At 69.7% G+C, this 18,305-nt stretch carries 4 protein-coding genes (1 of these 4 cut by a window edge); all 4 read left to right on the forward strand.

Annotation, left to right across the window (positions count from 1 at the left end):
* Positions 1-2,243: the end of an SDR family NAD(P)-dependent oxidoreductase gene (locus tag ACFYTT_RS23495; RefSeq protein ID WP_387262209.1), read on the forward strand. Its footprint begins 2,455 nt before the window's first position; 2,243 of the gene's 4,698 nt are visible here — the last part of the coding sequence; the start codon falls outside the window, past its left edge; the stop codon is at positions 2,241-2,243.
* Positions 2,240-8,995, forward strand: a complete 6,756-nt coding sequence (locus ACFYTT_RS23500) for an amino acid adenylation domain-containing protein (RefSeq protein WP_387262211.1) — start codon at positions 2,240-2,242, stop codon at positions 8,993-8,995. The genes ACFYTT_RS23495 and ACFYTT_RS23500 overlap by 4 nt, the downstream gene beginning before the upstream one ends.
* A gap of 92 nt (positions 8,996-9,087) precedes the next feature.
* Positions 9,088-12,354: an amino acid adenylation domain-containing protein gene (locus tag ACFYTT_RS23505; protein WP_387262215.1), complete on the forward strand. Its 3,267-nt coding sequence runs from the start codon at positions 9,088-9,090 to the stop codon at positions 12,352-12,354.
* A gap of 2 nt (positions 12,355-12,356) precedes the next feature.
* Positions 12,357-18,278 (forward strand): beta-ketoacyl synthase N-terminal-like domain-containing protein, encoded by a 5,922-nt coding sequence (locus ACFYTT_RS23510; protein WP_387262217.1) that lies wholly within the window; start codon positions 12,357-12,359, stop codon positions 18,276-18,278.
* Positions 18,279-18,305 lie beyond the last annotated feature (27 nt).

An 18,305-nucleotide genomic window follows, 5' to 3' on the forward strand; every position in this document is an offset into this window, starting at 1 on the left:
TGTTCCAGTTCGGTGCGCGCTGGGACAACGTGCGGGCGGTGTGGCGACACGAAGCCGGTGCGTTGACCCTGCTGCGCCTACCGCAGGGCGTGCCGAGCGAGACGTTCGGGCTGCACCCGGCCAAGCTCGACAACGCGGTGAACCTCATCTCGCAGAACAGTGGCGAGACGTTCCTGCCGTACATGTACAAGAGCTTCGTGCTGCGCCGGCCGATGCCGGAGACGTTCTACTCGCTGATCCGTACCGTCCGCGACGACAGCGACGAGGGCGAGACCATCACCTACGACGTGGATCTCGTCGACGTCGACGGTGAGGTGTTCGCGCGCATCACGGACTACACGGTGAAGAAGGTCGACTGGCGGCGGTTCAGCCTGGCGGGACCGCGCCGCTTCCTACAGGTCGAGTGGCTGTCGGTGCCACGGGTACCGGCCGACGCGGCCGGCGGCGAGGTGTGGGCGCCGGTGGTGCTGGACAACCCGGCCGGCCGGCGGCTGGTCGCCGCGGTCGAGGCGCAGGGACACCGGGTCGTCCCGTGTTACGTCGGCGAGCGGACCGACCAGGGTCGCCACGTGTTCGCCCTGCACGAGGACGGCGCGGGGCCGCTGGCCGAACGGCTGCGGCAGGAGGGGGTCGACGGCGTCCTGTTCGCCACCGACTTCACCGCGCCCGAGCACACCGACGAGGCGGCGCTCACCCACACGCAGCGGCGGGCAACCGGTGTGGACGCGCTGTTCGAGCTGTACCGCGCCTTCGTGGCGCACCGGGTCAAACTCGCCCGTGGTCTGAAGGTCCTCGGTCGGCACGCCTGGCAGGTCGGATCCGGGGACGGTGTCACCGATCCGTACTCCGCCGCCACCGAGGCGCTCGCCCAGGTGGTCGGGCAGGAGCACCGGCACCTGCTGGTGGACGTGCTGGACGCGGGGGCGGACGTGGACCTGGACCTCCTCGTCCGGGAGTCGTTGGGCGGCGCGGGCGGCGTGCTGCGGGCGGTGCGCGGTACGCAGACCCACCTGCGGCGCCTGCGGTACGCCGAGGCGCCAGACGAGGCGGGCGAGTCGCCGTACCGGGGTGGGACGTTCGTGGTCACCGGCGGTGCGGGTGGCCTCGGCCTGAGCGTCGCCGAGGAGATGGTCCGCGAGGGCGCCGAGCGGGTCATCCTGCTGGGTCGCAGGCCCCTGGCCGAGGAGACCGCGCGGCGTGTCGAGAAGATCGTCGGCGCCGAGTACGCCCTGTGCGACGTGTCGCGGGAGGCCGAGGTGCGCGCGCTGGCCGCGCGCCTGCGGGAGGAGTCGATCACCCTCGGCGGCATCGTCCACGCCGCGGGCGTGGCGGGTGACGGGTTCCTGGCCACCAAGCCCCGTCCGGCCTTCGACGCCGTACTGGCGTCCAAGGTCGACGGCAGTCTCGCCCTGACGGAGTTGGCGAAGGATCACCCCGGCGCGTTCCTGGTGTTCTTCTCGTCCATCACCGCGATCGTCGGCGGGCAGGGGCAGGGTGACTACTGCAGCGCCAACGCGTTCATGGACTCCCTGGCCGTGCGGGCGCGCGCCGAGGGCGTGCGCGCGCTGTCGATCAACTGGCCGACGTGGTCCGAGGTCGGCATGGCCGTGCGGTACGGGATCGGTGACGGCGACTCGCCGTTCCGCGCCCTCACCGTGAAGGACGGCCTGGCCTGGCTCGGCCACTTCCTGCGCGCCCCGGCCGACGGCGTCGTCCCCACCCGGTTCGACCTCGGGGCGCTACGCGAACAACTGGACGAGATGCCCTTCCTGCTCGACGAGGACGTCGCCGCCGCCGTCGCGCGGGCGGGCACGGGCGGGTCGTCCGCCGACGGCGGGACGGCCGAGGTCCGTGTCGTCGGCCTGTCCGACCCGAACCAGACCCAGATGAGGATCGGCGCGGTCTACGGCGCGGTTCTCGGCATGACGGAGGTCGACGCCCATGAGAGCTTCCAGGACCTCGGCGGGAACTCGCTGATGACGGCGCAGCTGTTGCAGAAGATCGAGGACGTCTATCCCGGTCGGATCGACATCGCCGACCTCTACTCCTACGCGAGCGTCGTCAGCCTCGCCGGCTACATCGACGAACGCGTCGCGGCGGAGTCCGGTCCGGCCGCGCCGGGCGCGGCGCACCTCGGAGAGATGGACCAGTCGCTGCAGGACGTCCTGGCAGAGATCGGCGACGCGGAGCTCACCACCATGTTCGCCGCCGAGACCGGCGGTGCGGGGAGGAACCAGGGATGACGTCGAACGCCGAGCTGAGGAAGGACCTGCTGCGGTACCTGCTCATGCAGGTCAAGCAGGAGGCGCTGGACGTCGACCGGGCGAAGGAGTTCATCCGGGCGATCGGAGACGAGGGCCGGGACGCCGACGACCGCGTCGCCGTCGTCGGTATGGCCTGCCGCTTTCCCGGCGCGTCGGACAAGGAGCAGTTCTGGCGCAACCTGGTGGAGGGCCGGGAGTCGATCGGTGACTTCCCGCCGCTGCGCCTGGACGACCTGCGCCGCGTCGAGGGCGGCACCTCGGCCGTGCGCCGGGGCGGCTACCTGGACCGCATCGACCTGTTCGACGCGGAGTACTTCGGCATCCCGCCGCACGTGGCGACGCAGCTCGACCCGTACCACCGCAACCTCCTGGAGGTGCTGGTGGAGACGATGGAGGACGCCGGGTACGCCAAGAGCGAGTTGTACGGGTCGAGGACCGGCGTCTTCGTCGGCAACGATCACACGCACCGGCTGATCACGTCCTACCTGCCGTTCCTGTCGGAGCTGGACTTCGCGGCCATCACCGGCTCGTGGTCGGGCATCCTGGCCAGCCGGCTGTCGTACCTGCTCGACTTTCGCGGACCGGCCTCCGTCGTCGACACCGGATGTTCGTCCGGGCTGGTCGCGGTGGACGCGGCGATCAAGGCCCTGCGCAACGGCGACTGCGACACCGCGTTCGTCGCCGCCGTCAACCTGTTCCTGTCGCCGTCCAGCCTCGGCAACGAGACCGAGTCGGCCGGCCACCGGGTGCGGGCGTTCGACGCGGCGGCCGACGGCACGGTGTGGAGCGAGGGCGTGGCCGGGGTCTACCTCAAGCCGCTGTCGCGTGCGCTGGCCGACGGCGACCACGTCTACGGCGTGCTCCTCGGCAGCGCGGTCAACAACGACGGCCGCAGCAACGGCCTCACCGCCCCGAACGCGCAGGCGCAGAAGAACCTGCTGGTCAGCGCGTGGAAGCGGGCCGGGATCGCGCCGGAGTCGGTGTCCTACATCGAGGCCCACGGCACGGGTACCACGCTGGGTGACCCGATCGAGGTCAAGGGTCTGACCAGCGCCTTCGCCGAGTTCACCAGCCGCCGGCAGTTCTGCGCGATCGGCTCGGTGAAGACCAACATCGGCCACACCGTCGGGGCCGCGGGACTGGCGTCGCTGATCAAGACCCTGTTGTGCCTGGACCGTCAAACCATTCCGCCGTCGATCCACTTCGACGTGCCGAACGAGCTGCTCGACCTGGCCAACGCCCCGGTCTACGTCGCCGACCGGCTCACCGGGTGGGAGCAGGGCGACACCCCGCGTCGGGCCGGCGTGAGCAGCTTCAGCCTGAGCGGGACGAACTGTCACGTCGTGCTGGAGGAGGCGCCCGCCCGCGCGGCGGTGCCCGCCCCGGCATCGCCGCCGCAGGTCTTCCCGATCTCGGCGCGTACCGAGGACCTGCTGGCGCGCACCGCGGCGCGGCATCTGGAGCACCTCGACCGTCATCCCGAACTCCGCCTGGCCGACGTGTGCTTCACCCTGCAGGTGGGCCGCGAGCACCAGGCCGTGCGGGCGGCCATCCTGTGCGAGAGCCGGGCCGGTCTGCGCGACGGGTTGCTGCGGCTGCTGCGCCCGGAACAGGTCGACGACTCGCCGCCGGTGGACGGTGCCGTCGTGCTGCGCGAGGACGCGCCGGCCCGGTCCGGCGGCACGCCCGGTCACCTCCGCGACGCGGTCGCCGCCTTCCTGGCGGGTCGCGCGCGGCCGTTCGCCGGCCTCCACCGGGACGCGGACGTGCGGCGGGTGCCGATGCCACCCCAGATGTTCCAGCGCGTACGCCACTGGGACGAGACGGTCCGGGCGCAGCCGGCTCCCGGCGAGGAGAGGTCGGCACCGGCGGACCCGGTCGACCGGCTCCGGGGCATCCTGTCCCGGCCGCCGCACCTCGAAGGGCTCCGGGAGTCCGACGTGGACGCGGTGCCCCGCACGGTGATCGCCGGGGTGTGGTCCGGCATCCTCGGTTACCCGACGATCCGTGGCGCGGACGACTTCTTCGCCCTCGGCGGCGACTCGATCTCGTCCGTGAAGATCACGCAGTTGCTCAACGCGGTGCTCGACGTCGAGATCCCGCCGACCACCCTGCTGGCGAAGCCGACGTTCGACGAGTTCGCGGACGTGGTGATCCGGGTCCACGGGGTGGACGAGCACCTGGTCCGGTCGCGGCTGAGCGGGGCGGCCCGCCGCCCGGCGCACGCGGAGCACGTGGTGGAGTCCTACGAGCTGCCGCTGACCGCCGCGCAGCGCAGCATGTTCGTCTCCAGTCAGGTCGACGAGGAGTCGGTGACGTACAACGTCAGCGGCCTGACGATCCGCTCCGGCACGCTCGACATCGGCGAGCTGGAGGCGTGGCTACGCGTCCTGGTGCGACGGCACGACAGCCTCCGCTCGACGTTCCATCTGCGGGACGGGGAACCGTTCCAGCGGGTGCACGCGGAGGTGCCGGTCGCGGTGGAACACCGCCGGCTCGGTGCCCTCCCGCCAGGTGAGAGCCACGAGAGCGCGGCCCGCCGGGCGATGCGGCTGTTCGTGCGTCCGTTCCGACTCGACAGCGCCCCGTTGTTCCGCTTCGGCTACTTCGAGTTCGACGACGGCGTGTCGTGCGTGGCGATCGACATCCACCACATCATCACCGACGGCACGTCGATGGGCATCCTGTTCCGGGACCTCGGCGCCGTCGCGGACCGGGCCGCGCTGCCGCCGTTGCCGGTGAGCTACCGGTCGGCGATCCGTGGGCTGCTGGAGCGGCAGAACAGCGCCGGCATGGCGGCGCACCGCGACTACTGGGTCGCCCGGTTCGCCGACGGCGCGCCGACGCTTCAGCTCACCACGGACTGGCAGCGGGCGGAGGTCGCCACGGCGGCGGGCGCGACGCTCTTCGCGTCCGTGGACGGCGAGACGCTGGAGGCCGCCAAGCGGTACGCCCGCCACCACAACCTCACCCTCTACATGGTGCTGCTGGGCGTGTTCCAGCAGGTGTTGTCCCGGCTGAGCGGACAGGGTGACGTCGTGATCGGCGCGCCGGTGATGGGTCGGCCCGACCTGGCCTACCAGGATCTCGTGGGCATGTTCGTCACCACGCTGCCCATCCGGGTCACCGCCGCGCCCACGACCGGCGTCGGCGACTTCCTCACCGGCCTGCGGACCACCCTGCTGGAGGCGTTCGCGCACCAGGAGTACCCGCTGGAGTCCCTGGTTGAGGAGCTGAACCCGCCACGGGTGCCGGGCCGCCGGCCGCTGTTCGACGTCTGCTTCGTGCACCAGAACACCGACATGGGTCTGGAGCCCGACGACGAGCGGATCCTCCCGTTCGACGACGGCAGCGCCAAGTACGACATCACCCTGAGCACCCGGGAGGCCGACGGCGCGCTGCTGCTGGAGTGGGAGTACTCCACCGCACTGTTCCGCGAGGAGACCATGGCGCTCTACTCGGAGCGCTACGCGACGCTGCTCCGGTCCTTCCTCGCCGCCGCCGACGGCACGCCGGTGGGCACGCTCGACCTGATCCCCGTCCGGGAGGCCGAGCTGATCCGGACGTTCGCGACGGTGCCCGCGCCGACGCCGGACACCCGCAGCATCGCGCGACTGTTCGAGGAGCACGTCGCCGCCGATCCCGGCCGCACGGCGCTGATCGCGGACGACCGGAGCCTGACGTACGGGGAGCTGAACGCCAGGGCCAACCGGATCGCGCACGGTCTGGTCCGGCTGGGCGTGGCCCCCGGCGCACCGGTGGCGCTGCTGTTGGACCGTTCGATCGACATGGTCGCCGCCATCCTCGGTGTGCTCAAGGCGGGGTGCTTCTACCTTCCGCTGAACACCGACTTCCCGTCCGAGCGGCTGCGGGTCATGGTCGAGGACGCGGGGGCCGGTCTCCTGCTCACCTCCGACGCGCGCAGCGGGCAGGCGGCGGAGCTGGTCTCCGAACGGCTCCGGATCGTCGGCGTCCACCAGCTCGCGGAGTCGACGGCCGAGCGCGGGAACCCGGGGCTGCCGGGCAGCAGCGCGGACGAGGCCTACATCATGTACACCTCCGGGACCAGCGGTGCGCCGAAGGGGTCGGTGATCCGGCAGCGGAGCGTGCTGCGCGTGGTCCACCAGTCGGTCTGCTACGCCGCTGATCCGAGTGACGTCTTCCTCATGATCTCGGACTACTCGTTCGACGGCTCCATCTACGACATGTTCGGGGCGCTCACCAACGGCGCGTCGCTGGTGTTGCTGGACAAGGCGTCCGTGCTGGACCTCGACCGGCTCGGTGCCGCGATCGAGCGGCACAAGATCACCAGCTTCTTCATCACCACGGCGATGTTCAACGCGCTGATCGACCACGCGTCGGACTCGCTCGGCGGCGTCCGCAGGGTGATCTTCGGCGGCGAGATCGCCTCACCGGCGCATGTCCGGCGGGCGTTCGAGCTGCTCGGGCCCGGCCGGATCAGCCACGCCTACGGCCCGACGGAGACCACGGTCTTCGCGACCATCCACCGCCTCGACGTGTGGGACGCCGACGACGCCCTCCCGATCGGTACGGCCGTCAACGACACCTCGCTGTGGGTGCTCGACGAGCGGTTGGAGCCGGTGCCGGTCGGCGTCAACGGCGAGCTCTACATCGGTGGATCCGGCCTGTCCGACGGCTACCTGAACCAGCCCGAGATGACGGCCCAGCGGTTCGTGTACTCGCCTGCGGTACCGGGGGAGCGGCTCTACAGGACCGGCGACATCGTCACCTTCAAGACCAACGGTCTGCTCTACTACACCGGCCGCCTCGACCAGCAGATCAAGCTCAGGGGCTACCGCATCGAGCTGGCGGAGATCATCCAGGTCGCCCTGAACGAGCCCTTCGTCCGCTGGGCGCACGCGGGACTGTACGAGACCACCGAGGGCAGCCGGAGTCTGTGTCTCTGGGTCGGGTATCTGGACGACCAGGACCACGGGCCGGCGCTGCGGGCGGCCCTGTCCCGACGGCTGCCCGACTACATGGTGCCGTCCTTCATCGTCAGGGCCGACACGGTTCCGCTGAACGCGAGCGGGAAGGTCGACGTGGCGGCGCTGCCGAAGCCCGACTTCACGGCGGGGGCGACGGCTGTGGCACCGGAGACCGACTCGCTGCGCGTGGTCGCCGACGCGTGGCAGCACGTGCTCGGTGTGCCGGTGGAGGACATCGACGCCGACTTCTTCGCGCTGGGCGGCGACTCGATCAAGGCGATCCAGATCGTGGCCCGGCTCCGCGAACAGGACATCACGATCCGGGCGGCGGACCTCCTCGGCAACGCGACCATCCGGTCGCTGGAGGAGAAGCTGTCCGAGTCCGCCGGCGCCGGGACCGGAGTGCGGGTGTACGACCAGAAGCCTCTCTCGGGACCGATCACGGCGAGCGCGATCCAACTGGCGTTCCTCGACGACCCGGCGGCCCGCAACCGGGTCTTCAACCAGTGCCTGCTGGTCACGACGGCCGAGCCGGTGTCGCTGGATCGGCTGGTACACGCGGTGCAGCGGCTCGTGCGCCAGCACGACATGCTCCGCGTCGAGGTCGACGAGCAGGGTGCTCTGGTCCTGCGTGACGTCGACGCCCTGGGGCTCGTCCACGGTGACCAGCCGCCGGCCGGTCTCTCCGACGAGGCCCTGGCGGACTACCTGCGGACGGTCCAGGCGCGGGTCGACGTGCGCGGTGGCCCGGTCGTCAGCCTTGCCGCCGGGCTGGGGGAGGGGGGCGTGCAGTTCGCCATCGCCATCCACCACCTGGCCGTCGACGTGGTGTCGTGGGGCGTCCTCTTGGAAGACCTGGCCACCTGCCTCGCCGACCCGGACGCCGAGCTGCCCGCCAAGACCATGCCGTTCCCGGCGTGGACGAGCGAGGTCAAGCAGCGCGCCGAGGACGGCGGCCTCCGTGCCCAGTTGCCCTACTGGCTCGACCTGGCGCGCAGCGCTGGTGCGGCGGGCGAGGTGTTCGTCGAGCGTGACGTGAAGCGGTCCGAGACCGCCTCGACGGTGGTGCGCCTGACCGAGACCGACGACTTCGCCCTGTTCGACGCCGCACGGAAGGCGCACGGCGCGAGCCAGGTGGAGACCGTCCTCACCGTGGTGGCACGGGCGTTGGCCACCGTGACCGGCGAGCAGCGGGTGCTGTTCACCCTCGAAGGGCACGGCCGCGAACCCATCGCGGGTGACCACGAACTCAGCCGGACGGTGGGCTGGTTCACCAGCACCTTCCCGCATCTGGTGCAGGTGGAGCAGAGTGTGGCGGACACCGTGGACACGGTGCGGCGGTCGTTCGAGCGACTGCCGGACAAGGGTGCCGGCTTCGGCCCCCTGCTGCGCTTCGACACCGGCCTGGACGCGGAACGGGCCGTGCTGACCGCGGTCCGGCCGCAGATCGGCTTCAACTACCTGGGCGGTCAGGACAGCGCCGACGGCATCACCTTCACCCACCTCCCGCTGGACATCACCACCGACGGGGAACACCGCTCGCCGTACGCCCTCGACATCGTCGCCTCCCGCAGCGGGGGTGAACTCCTGATCGAGGTGCGGTACCCGCGCGCATGGGAGGCGAGCGGCGTCGCCAAGCAGATCATCGCGGCCCTGGACGAGTCGTTCCACGAGGTCCGGGACGCCCTGAGGTCCGGTGAGCCGAGAGGCTTCCAGGTCTCCTCGCCGATCCGTCAGGACGTGCTCGCCGACATCCTGCTGGACGTCGAGGGCGGGATCTGACGGTGGGCACCACGACGATCGCGCGTCCGGGCGCCGGCCGCCGGACACCACGACCTGAGCACCGCGTCAGTGTCAAGTAGAGAGCCTGGTTCATGGTTGACAAAGACAACATCGAGTCCATCTCCGGCCTGGCCGCGATGCAGAAGGGCATGCTCTTCAGCCACGCCGTGGACACCGGCTCGGACGCCTATGTGGAGCAGTTCGACTTCGTGATCTCAGGCGAGGTCGACGTCGCGCACCTGCGGACGGCGCTGGCGGGTGTGTCACGCACCTACAGCGTCCTGCGGACGATCTTCTCGTACCGCAACACCGACCAGCCGTACCAGATCGTGTTGAAGGAGTGGGCGCCGCAGCTCGACGTCCTCGACTACCGGGACCGGGGCGACCAGGACCGGGACGTCGAGGAGTTCAAGGTCGCCGACCGCGCGAAGGGTTTCGACCTCAGCGCGGACGTCCTGCTGCGGGCGACCCTGATCCGGCTGGGCGACCGCCGCTGGCGTCTCGTGTTCACGTTCCACCACATCATCCTGGACGGCTGGTCGCTCAGCCCGCTGTTCGGGACGCTGATGGGCTACTACGAGGAACTGACCCGCTCCGGCGCGTACCAGCCGCAGCTCGAGGCGATGCCGTACCGCGACTACGTCGCCTGGTACGAGCGGCAGCACGACGAGGACGCCCGACGGTACTGGGCGGAGGCGCTGGAGGGCTACGAGAACGAGGCGGTCCTGCCGGCGAGCCCCCGTCCCGGCGGCTACCGTGGCGTGACCCACCGGTTCACGCTCCCCGCCGAGCTGCACGACGAGCTGAAACTCTTCGGACAGAAGGCCGGGGTGACCCAGAGCGCCGTCTTCCAGGCGGCCTGGGGTGTCGTGCTGCAGAAGTTCACCTACGCCGACGACGTCGTCTTCGGCAGTGTGGTGTCCGGGCGCGGCATCGAGATGGCCGGCGTCGGTGACGCGGTGGGGTTGTTCTGCAACACGCAGCCGGTCCGGGTGACGACCACGCAGGACCAGCACTTCACCGGCCTGTGCCGGGACGTGCAGCAGTCGTACCTGCGGGCGAGCGCCTTCGAGCACTACGCGTTGCACGAGATCCAGGGCCTCACCCCGCTGCGGAACCGGCTTCTCAACCACGTCGTGGCCTTCGAGAACTACCCGCTGTCGGAGCAGTTGCGTGACTTCGCCGGCGACAGCGGCGAGGGGCTCGCGTTCGACGGGGTGGAGGTCTTCGAGCGGACGAGCTACGACCTGCACATCGTGGTCAATCCCGGCGCCGACTTCGCGATCACGTTCGTCTACAACGAGAACGCCTACGCGCCGGAGTTGATCCGGTCGCTGGAGCGCTGTCTGCTGAACGTCTTCACCGCGGCGGTGCGCAACCCGCGGGCGCGGGTCGCGGACATCGCCCTGTGGGAGAGCGGTGCGGTGGATGCCCCGGCGCTGGGGAGTCCTCGTTCGCGCATGTTGGACTCGTCGGTGGTGGACGTGTTCGCCGAGCGTGCCGCGACCCACGCCGGGAGGACCGCGCTGGTGTGGCGGGGCAGGGAGCTCAGCTACGCGGAGGTGGACCGCTGGTCCGATGCCGTGGCCTGGGAGCTGAGGAGCCGTGGTGTGGCGCCGGGCGCGGGGGTCGGCGTGCTCGCGGACCGCCGTCCGGAACTGATCGTGGCGATCCTCGGCCTGTTGAAGAACGGGAACTTCTACGTCCCGATCGACACCAAGGACGCCAAGCCCAGGATCGAGTACGTCGCCGCCGACGCGGGCGTACGCGACCTGTGCACGGTGGCGGAGTTCGCCGACCGGGTGCCGGCGGGGGCCCGTGCGCTGCTCGTCGAGGAGCCGGCCGGGGAGGTGCCCCCGTTTCCCGGTCGGCGCGACCTGAACGGCGCCACCGCGTACCTGATGTACACGTCGGGCTCCACCGGCAACCCCAAGGGCTGCAAGATCACGCACCGCAACATCATGCGTCTCTTCGCGGACCAGGAGTTCTTCGACTTCGACGACCGTCAGGTCCTGATGTTCACCGGTTCGCCCGCCTTCGACGCCAGCACGTTCGAGATCTGGGGGACGATGCTGTTCGGCGCGACCCTCGTACTCGCCGACGAGCTGGACGTGCTCGACGGTGACCTGATGCGCGAGGCGATCAAGCGCAACGAGGTGACCGCCATGTGGCTCACCGCGCCGCTCTTCAACCAGCTGTGCGACTACGACCCGGCGATCTTCGACCGGCTGGGACACCTCGTCGTCGGCGGCAGCGCGTTGTCGGTCCAGCACCTCGCGAAGGTCCGCGGCGTCTGCCCGGGCCTGCGGATCACCAACGGCTACGGTCCCACCGAGAACACGACGTTCTCCACGACGTACCAGGTCCGCGACGAGGATCTCCGCCGCGAGCGGATCCCCATCGGCCGTGCGCTGGCGCACTCCTCTGCCCACGTCCTGGACCGCGGCCTCAACCCGCTGCCGCCCGGCGCGATCGGCGAGCTGTGCGTGGGAGGTGACGGCGTGTCGACCGGTTACCACAACCGGCCGGACCTCGACCGGGTCGCCTTCGTCACGGTGCCGGCGTTGTCCGGCCGGCGTCTCTATCGCACCGGTGACCTCGTGCGGGAGTTGCCCGATGGGTCGCTGGACTATCTCGGACGAGCGGACGACCAGGTCAAGATCAGCGGCTTCCGGGTCGAGTTGGGCGAGGTCGAGAGTCTGCTCCGGTCCGTCGAGCATGTCGAGGACGCCGCCGTGATCTGCGTCGAGGTGGACGGCGAGAAGAGCCTGCGCGGCTACTACGTCGCCGGTGCGCGGATCGCACCGGAGGTGGTCCGGCAGGGCATGGCGCAGCAGGCCGCCCCGTACATGATCCCCGCCGGGCTGGTGCAGCTCGACCGGATCCCGTTGACCAAGAACGGCAAGGTCGACCGTACCCGGCTGGCGCAGATCCGCCCCGAGCCGGAGTCCCGCCCCGAGGCACCGGACCTCGGACCGGTCTCCGACGTGACGCGGATCCTCTTCGAGATCATCTCGGACCTCGTCCCGGTCGAGACGATCGACGTGAACCGCAACTTCTTCGATCTCGGGATCAACTCGCTCAACCTGTTGACCATCAACAACCGGCTGCGCAAGGCGCTGGACCGGAACGTACCCCTGGTGCAGCTCTTCCAGCACACCTCCATCGCCTCCCTCGCCGCCTATCTCGACGGCGCGGACAGCGCCGACGAACCGGCCACCCCCACCGACGACGCCGACGCCGAGGACGCCTTCGCCGAGCAGGACGAGGAGCACGCTTTCGCTGCCAGCGCGCTGCTGCGCGAGATCGCGGACGAGTTCGCCGAGGAACTCGCCGCCGAGCTTGAAGAGGAGCGCTGACCATGCCGCAGAGCAAGGCCGTCACGCGTCGTGACACCGGCCTGGAGATCGCCGTCGTCGGCATGGCCGGCCGGTTCCCGCAGGCCGAGGACATCGACCGGTTCTGGGCGAACCTGGTCGACGGCGTCGATGCCATCTCCCGTTTCACCGATGACGAGCTCGTCGGGGTGGGCGTGGCCGGGGCAGCGCTCGCCGACGAGAAGTACGTCCGGGCCAAGGGTGTGTTCCCGAACATCGAGTACTTCGACGCGGAGTTCTTCAACTACGCCCCGGCCGACGCCACCCTGCTCGACCCCCAGGTCCGTGCCCTGCACGAGGAGGTCTTCCACGCCCTGGAGGACGCGGGCTACTCGGCGGAGGGTCGGCCCGAGGCCATCGGGCTGTTCCTCGGTGCCACCAACAACCTCCCCTGGGAGACGCACACCCTGACCAGCCACATCCTGGAATCCGGGATGACGTTCACCGGCATGCAGCTCAACGACAAGGATTTCGCCGCCACCCGGATCGCCTACGCCCTGGACCTGAAGGGCCCGGCGTTCACGCTGCACACGGCGTGCTCGACCTCGTTGGTCGCCATCGACATGGCGTGCCGCAACCTGTGGACCGGGTCGTGTCAGATCGCGCTCGCGGGTGGGAGCGGGCTGACGCTGCCGCACAAGAACGGGTACCGCTACCAGGAGAACATGATCCACTCGCCGGACGGCCACTGCCGGCCGTTCGACCGGGACGCGGCCGGCACCGTCGAGGGCAACGGCGTCGGTGTCGTGGTGCTCAAGCGCCTGGAGAACGCCCTCCGCGACGGCGACCACGTCTACGCGGTGATCAAGGGCTCGGCGGTCAACAACGACGGCAGCCGCAAGGTCGGCTACACCGCGCCGAGCATCGAGGGACAGGCCGAGGTCATCCGCAAGGCCTATCGTGTCGCCAACGTCCGCCCCGCCGAGGTGTCCTACATCGAGACGCACGGCACCGGCACCTCGCTCGGCGACCCGATCGAGGTCGAGGCGCTGCGCAAGGCGTTCGGCACGGGTGCGCCGGGCACGACCGGGCTCGGCTCGCTCAAGGCGAGCATCGGCCACCTCGACACGGGCGCCGGTGTCGCCTCCCTGATCAAGACGTGCAAGATCCTGCAACACCGGACCGTGCCGCGCAGCCTGCACTTCCAGGAGCTGAATCCGAACGTCGACCTCGACGGCAGCCCGTTCTACGTCGTCGCGGAGAAGCAGGAGCTGCTGCCGAAGCGGTCGAAGACCGACGAGGTGCTGCCCTTGCGCGCGGGTGTGAGCTCGTTCGGTATCGGCGGCACCAACGCGCACGTGGTGCTGGAGGAGGCACCCGGGGCGAGGCCGGTCTCGGGCAAGGGGCGGGCGTACAACACGTTCGTCGTCTCGGCGACGTCCGCGCAGGCCATCGGGCGGATCAAGCGGAACTTCGTCGACCACCTGGCCGCGTACCCGGATATCGACGGCTCGGACCTGGCCTGGACCCTCCAGAATCGCCAGCGCCGCCTGGCCTACCGGTACGCCGTGGAGTTCGGGAACGTCGAGGAGCTGCGCCAGCGGATCCAGGAGTCCCTGGACACCGAGGAACCACCCGCGCAGGTCCACAAGAACGCGCGTCGCGACGTCTACTTCCTCTTCAGCGGTCTCGGCGCGCAGCACCTGCGGATGGCCCGTGGCCTCTACGAAACCGAACCCGACTTCCGGACGCACCTGGACGAGTGCTTCACGATCAGCGCGGACCAGGGCAACGATCTGCCCCGCGAGGTCTTCTTCGGCGACTCCCCGGCGGCGGAAGAGCAGCTGAACAACATCGGGACCACCCAGATCCTGTTGTTCATGCTGGAGGCGTCGATGGCCCGGACGCTGATCGGGTGGGGCCTCAAGCCGAAGGGGATGATCGGGCACAGCACCGGTGAGTTGGCGGCGGCGTACGTGGCGGGCGTGTTCTCGCTGGAGGACGGCATCCGTCTGGTCCACGCCCGGGGCAGCCTGATGGACACGACGGTCGAGGGCGCGTTGACCTCGGTGCGGGCGTCCGAGGACGTGGTCCGGGGCATGCTGACCGACGAGTTGGCCATCGCCGCGGTGAACGGCCCGGAGGACTGCACCGTCTCCGGCACCCCGGCGGCGATCGCCGAGGTCGAACGGCAGTGCGCGGAGCGGGAGATCAGGTTCTCGCACATCGAGGCCGACCACGCCTACCACTCGCAGTACATGGACTCCATGCTCGTCCGGTTCCGTGAGGTGCTGGAGCAGGTGACCCTGCACCAGCCGAAGATCGCGTACCTGTCGAACGTGACCGGAACGTGGATCACCGCGACGCAGGCGACCGACCGTGAGTACTACTGTTCGCACGCCCGGGAGACGGTCCGGTTCGCTGCCGGCGTCGAGGCGATCCTGGAGCGGGGCGGCACCCTGTTCGTCGAGGTCGGACCCGGCAAGGCGCTGTCCTCCTTCGTGCGCGCCATCGCCCGGGACACCGAGGTCACCACGGTGAACATGCTGCGTCACCGGATGGAGGAGATCGGGGACGAGGAGCACCTGGCCCGTGCGGTCAGGAAGCTCTGGGAGAACGGAGTCTCACTGGACTGGACGACGTTCCACAGTGGTCGCTCGCCGCGTAAGGTGACGCTGCCGTTGTACCCGTTCGAGAAGGTCGAGTATCCGGTCGACATAGAGCAGTTTCAGCGGCTGGTCGAGGGCGAGACCGACGGTGGCCTGCGCGTCGCGACCGTCAAGTCCACCCGGCGGGCCGTCACCGGCGCCGTCACCGCGACCGGGCCGGCACCGGCCGCACAGCTTGCCTGGTCACGATCCGTGCGTCCGTCCTCGACCGGGAAAGAGCAGCCGAAGGTCCTGATCGTCCTCACCGACGACCGCCGTGGGATCAGGCGCGTACTGGACGAGGTCGCGCACTGGCGGACGCTCTACGTCTCGTTCGGCGCGCAGTACCGGTTCGACCGGCAGTCCGGCGCGGTGATCCGCCCCGGCCACGACGACGACCTCACGCGACTGCTCGACGACCTGGAACGGCACGCCCTGGCCGGTGACACGGTCGTGGTGGACCGCACGGAGTACGCGTCCCTGGTGACGACGCTGCGCGGCCTCTGCGCGGCCATCCCCGAGATGCGGGAGCGCTGCGTGAAGGACGTCGTGGTGCTGGACACCGCCGGCTTCCTGGGCACGCGCGGTGACCTCGTGCCACTGCTCATCGGTGTCAACCACGAACATCCGACGTTCCGGGTCCGGGCCGTGCGGTGCGACGCGTCCCTCGACGACCGGGCCGGACGCGCCGCGTGGCGCGAGCATCTCCAGACGGAGTTGGAGGCGCACCGGCCCGACGACGTCGCGGTCCGCTACGAGCGGGATCGGCGACTCGTGCCCCGGATGGTCCCGCTGGACGGTGCCGACGCGGCGGCCGGGCGGCCGACCAGGACGGTGGTCCTCACGCGCCGCGGTGACGTCGAGGACGTGGTGCGCGACCTGGTCGGGGTGAATCCCGCCCGGACCGTCGAGGTCCTGCCGTTCGACCTCGGCGCGGACCCGGCGGAGGCCCGGGTCGGCGTGGTGGACGAGCGGATCACGGTGCTGCCCGTGGTCACCGGGACCACCGGGGAGGAGCTGGCCGGCAGGCTCTCGACCGGGTTGCGGGCGCTGCCCGCCGTGGACGAGGTCGTCCTCTGGGACACGCCCCGCCGCGACGGCGTCACCGACGGTCTCGACCAGCGTCGGCTGCTCGACCTGCTGACCGAGGTGGCCCGGGACCGGCGGATCCCGTGCCACGTCCTGTCCCGCCCGGGTCTGGACCGGGACGGGTGGGACCGGGAGGTCACCACCTGGTTCGCGGACAACGAGCGCGACGCCGCCGAGGTGGGCGTCACCCGGCTCTACTCGTTCGCCGAGCTGTGTGCGGCCGACCGCTCGATCCTGGACCTGTTGCCCAGGATGCGCGAGGCCGGTATCCGCACGGCCTACCACGGTGTGGACCTCCTGCGGGCGCAGGCGGCGGCCAAGCTGGTCGATGCCGAGGTGGAGCCCGGCCGGGCCGACGCGCGGCAGGCGATCGCGGCGATGATCGAGCGCGAGATCCGGACGCTGCTCGGCTTCAGCGAGATCAGCGACCGCGCGGACATCTTCGACATCGGCCTGGACTCGGTGAAGCTGGTGCAGTTCACCAACGCCCTGGACCGCAACGGATACAAGATCCTCGCCAAGGAGGTCTACAACCACCCGACGGTCGCCGGCCTCGCCGCGTTCCTCGAGCGGACGGCGAAGGGCGGCGGAGCGGAGGACATGTCCTTCGACGGCCTCGCCGCGCTCCTGGAACAGCGCCTCGGCGCACCGTGTGCCTTCCGTGAGGTGAAGTCGGGTCGTGACGAGGACACGCTGGTCGTGCTCGGCGTGGCGGGTCTGGACGACGCGCTGAAGACCCGGGTGGTCCGGGAGTTCAACGAGCTGCGGGTGCCGCCCGAGTTCCTGCCGCACTACGTGGTGCGGGGTGGCCCGGAGGAACTCGACACGGGCCTGGACTTCGAGGCGTTGAAGGCGCGTGCGGGCCTGCCGTCGTACCCGGGAGGCTACGCCGCGGTCTTCGAGGAGATCGACCGTCGGCAGGAGGAGCTGCGCAGCTCCATCGGCGCCCGGCCGGTGAAGTGGACGTACCCGATCAGCGCGATGCAGAAGCAGCACTTCGCCACCGAGTCCCGCCTCCAGCTCTACCTGATCCAGTTCCGTGAGCTCATCGACCTCGACGTGCTCCAGCAGGCGCTGTGCGACGTGATCGGGCGGCACGGGCTCATGCGCAGCTTCCTGACCCGGTCGTTCGGGCGGTTCCGGTGGAAGGAGTTCGAGGCCCCCGAGGCCATCGCGCTGCCCCGCCTGGACATGTCCGGCCTGGAGCCGCACGAGCAGGAGGAGTTGCGGGCGGAGCTCGTCAAGCGCGAGTGGAGCATGGACTTCAAGGTCGTCGACAAGCCGATGTACCAGGTCGTCCTGATCACGTACAACGACAGCTCGCACGACCTGCTCTTCCAGTTCGACCACTCGATCTTCGATGCGGCGTCCGGCCAGTTGTTCCGGGGTGACCTGCTCAGGCGCTACGAGGAACTGGCCGCCGGCACGAGTCGGGCGATGCCGATCGCCAAGAGCTACCGGCACCTGCAGGACCAGATCGCCAAGGGCCCGGTCGACATCACCTCGGACGAGCTGATCGAGAAGTTCGACCTGGTGGAGTACGTCCGGTACGCGAAGACCATCCAGGACAGATCGGCCCGGTACGCGGACAGCCAGATCCGGGACGTCCGTTACTCGGTCGACCTGGACCGGCTGCGGGCCGCCGACGGCACCGAGCCGGACCTGTTCTATGTGGTCGTGCACCTCTACGCCCGACTCGTCAGCCGCCTGCTCGGCATCGACAAGGTGGCGTTGATCATGCTGCTCCAGTCGCGTGTCTTCGAGGACAAGGACTACTCCGAGGTGATGGGCATGGTCCTCGGCAGCCTCCCCGTGCTGGTGCCGGCGGAGCGCGGCACGATGCAGGACCTCGACGGGATCATCACCGACAAGGTTCGGATGATGAACAAGAACAACGTGAGCTTTCTGAACCTCGTGCAGAATGTCCGGTCGATTTTCAAGCATCGGAAAGTGCTGTCCGTGATGGGTAAGACGCTCCGACCGACCTGCTTGTTGAACTTTGTCGGAAATGTCGAGGATGAATACGACGCGATCTGGGACATGACCCTGGCGCAACTGACGGACGATCAGACCAAATTGGACTATGCGGACTGCTACTGTGTCTCGAAGGTGGGCAACGGACGCCTGGATCTGCTTGTCCTGAGCAAGTGGGTCGACGACCCGCGTGACCTGGTCCGTGTGCTGGATGACGAAGTCGAGTATCTGACCAGCGGCATTTCCGCTGGGTGAAGTGTTGATTGTCGAAGGAGGGTGATA

This window comes from Micromonospora sp. NPDC003816 (genome assembly GCF_042874705.1).
Classification (GTDB): domain Bacteria; phylum Actinomycetota; class Actinomycetes; order Mycobacteriales; family Micromonosporaceae; genus Micromonospora.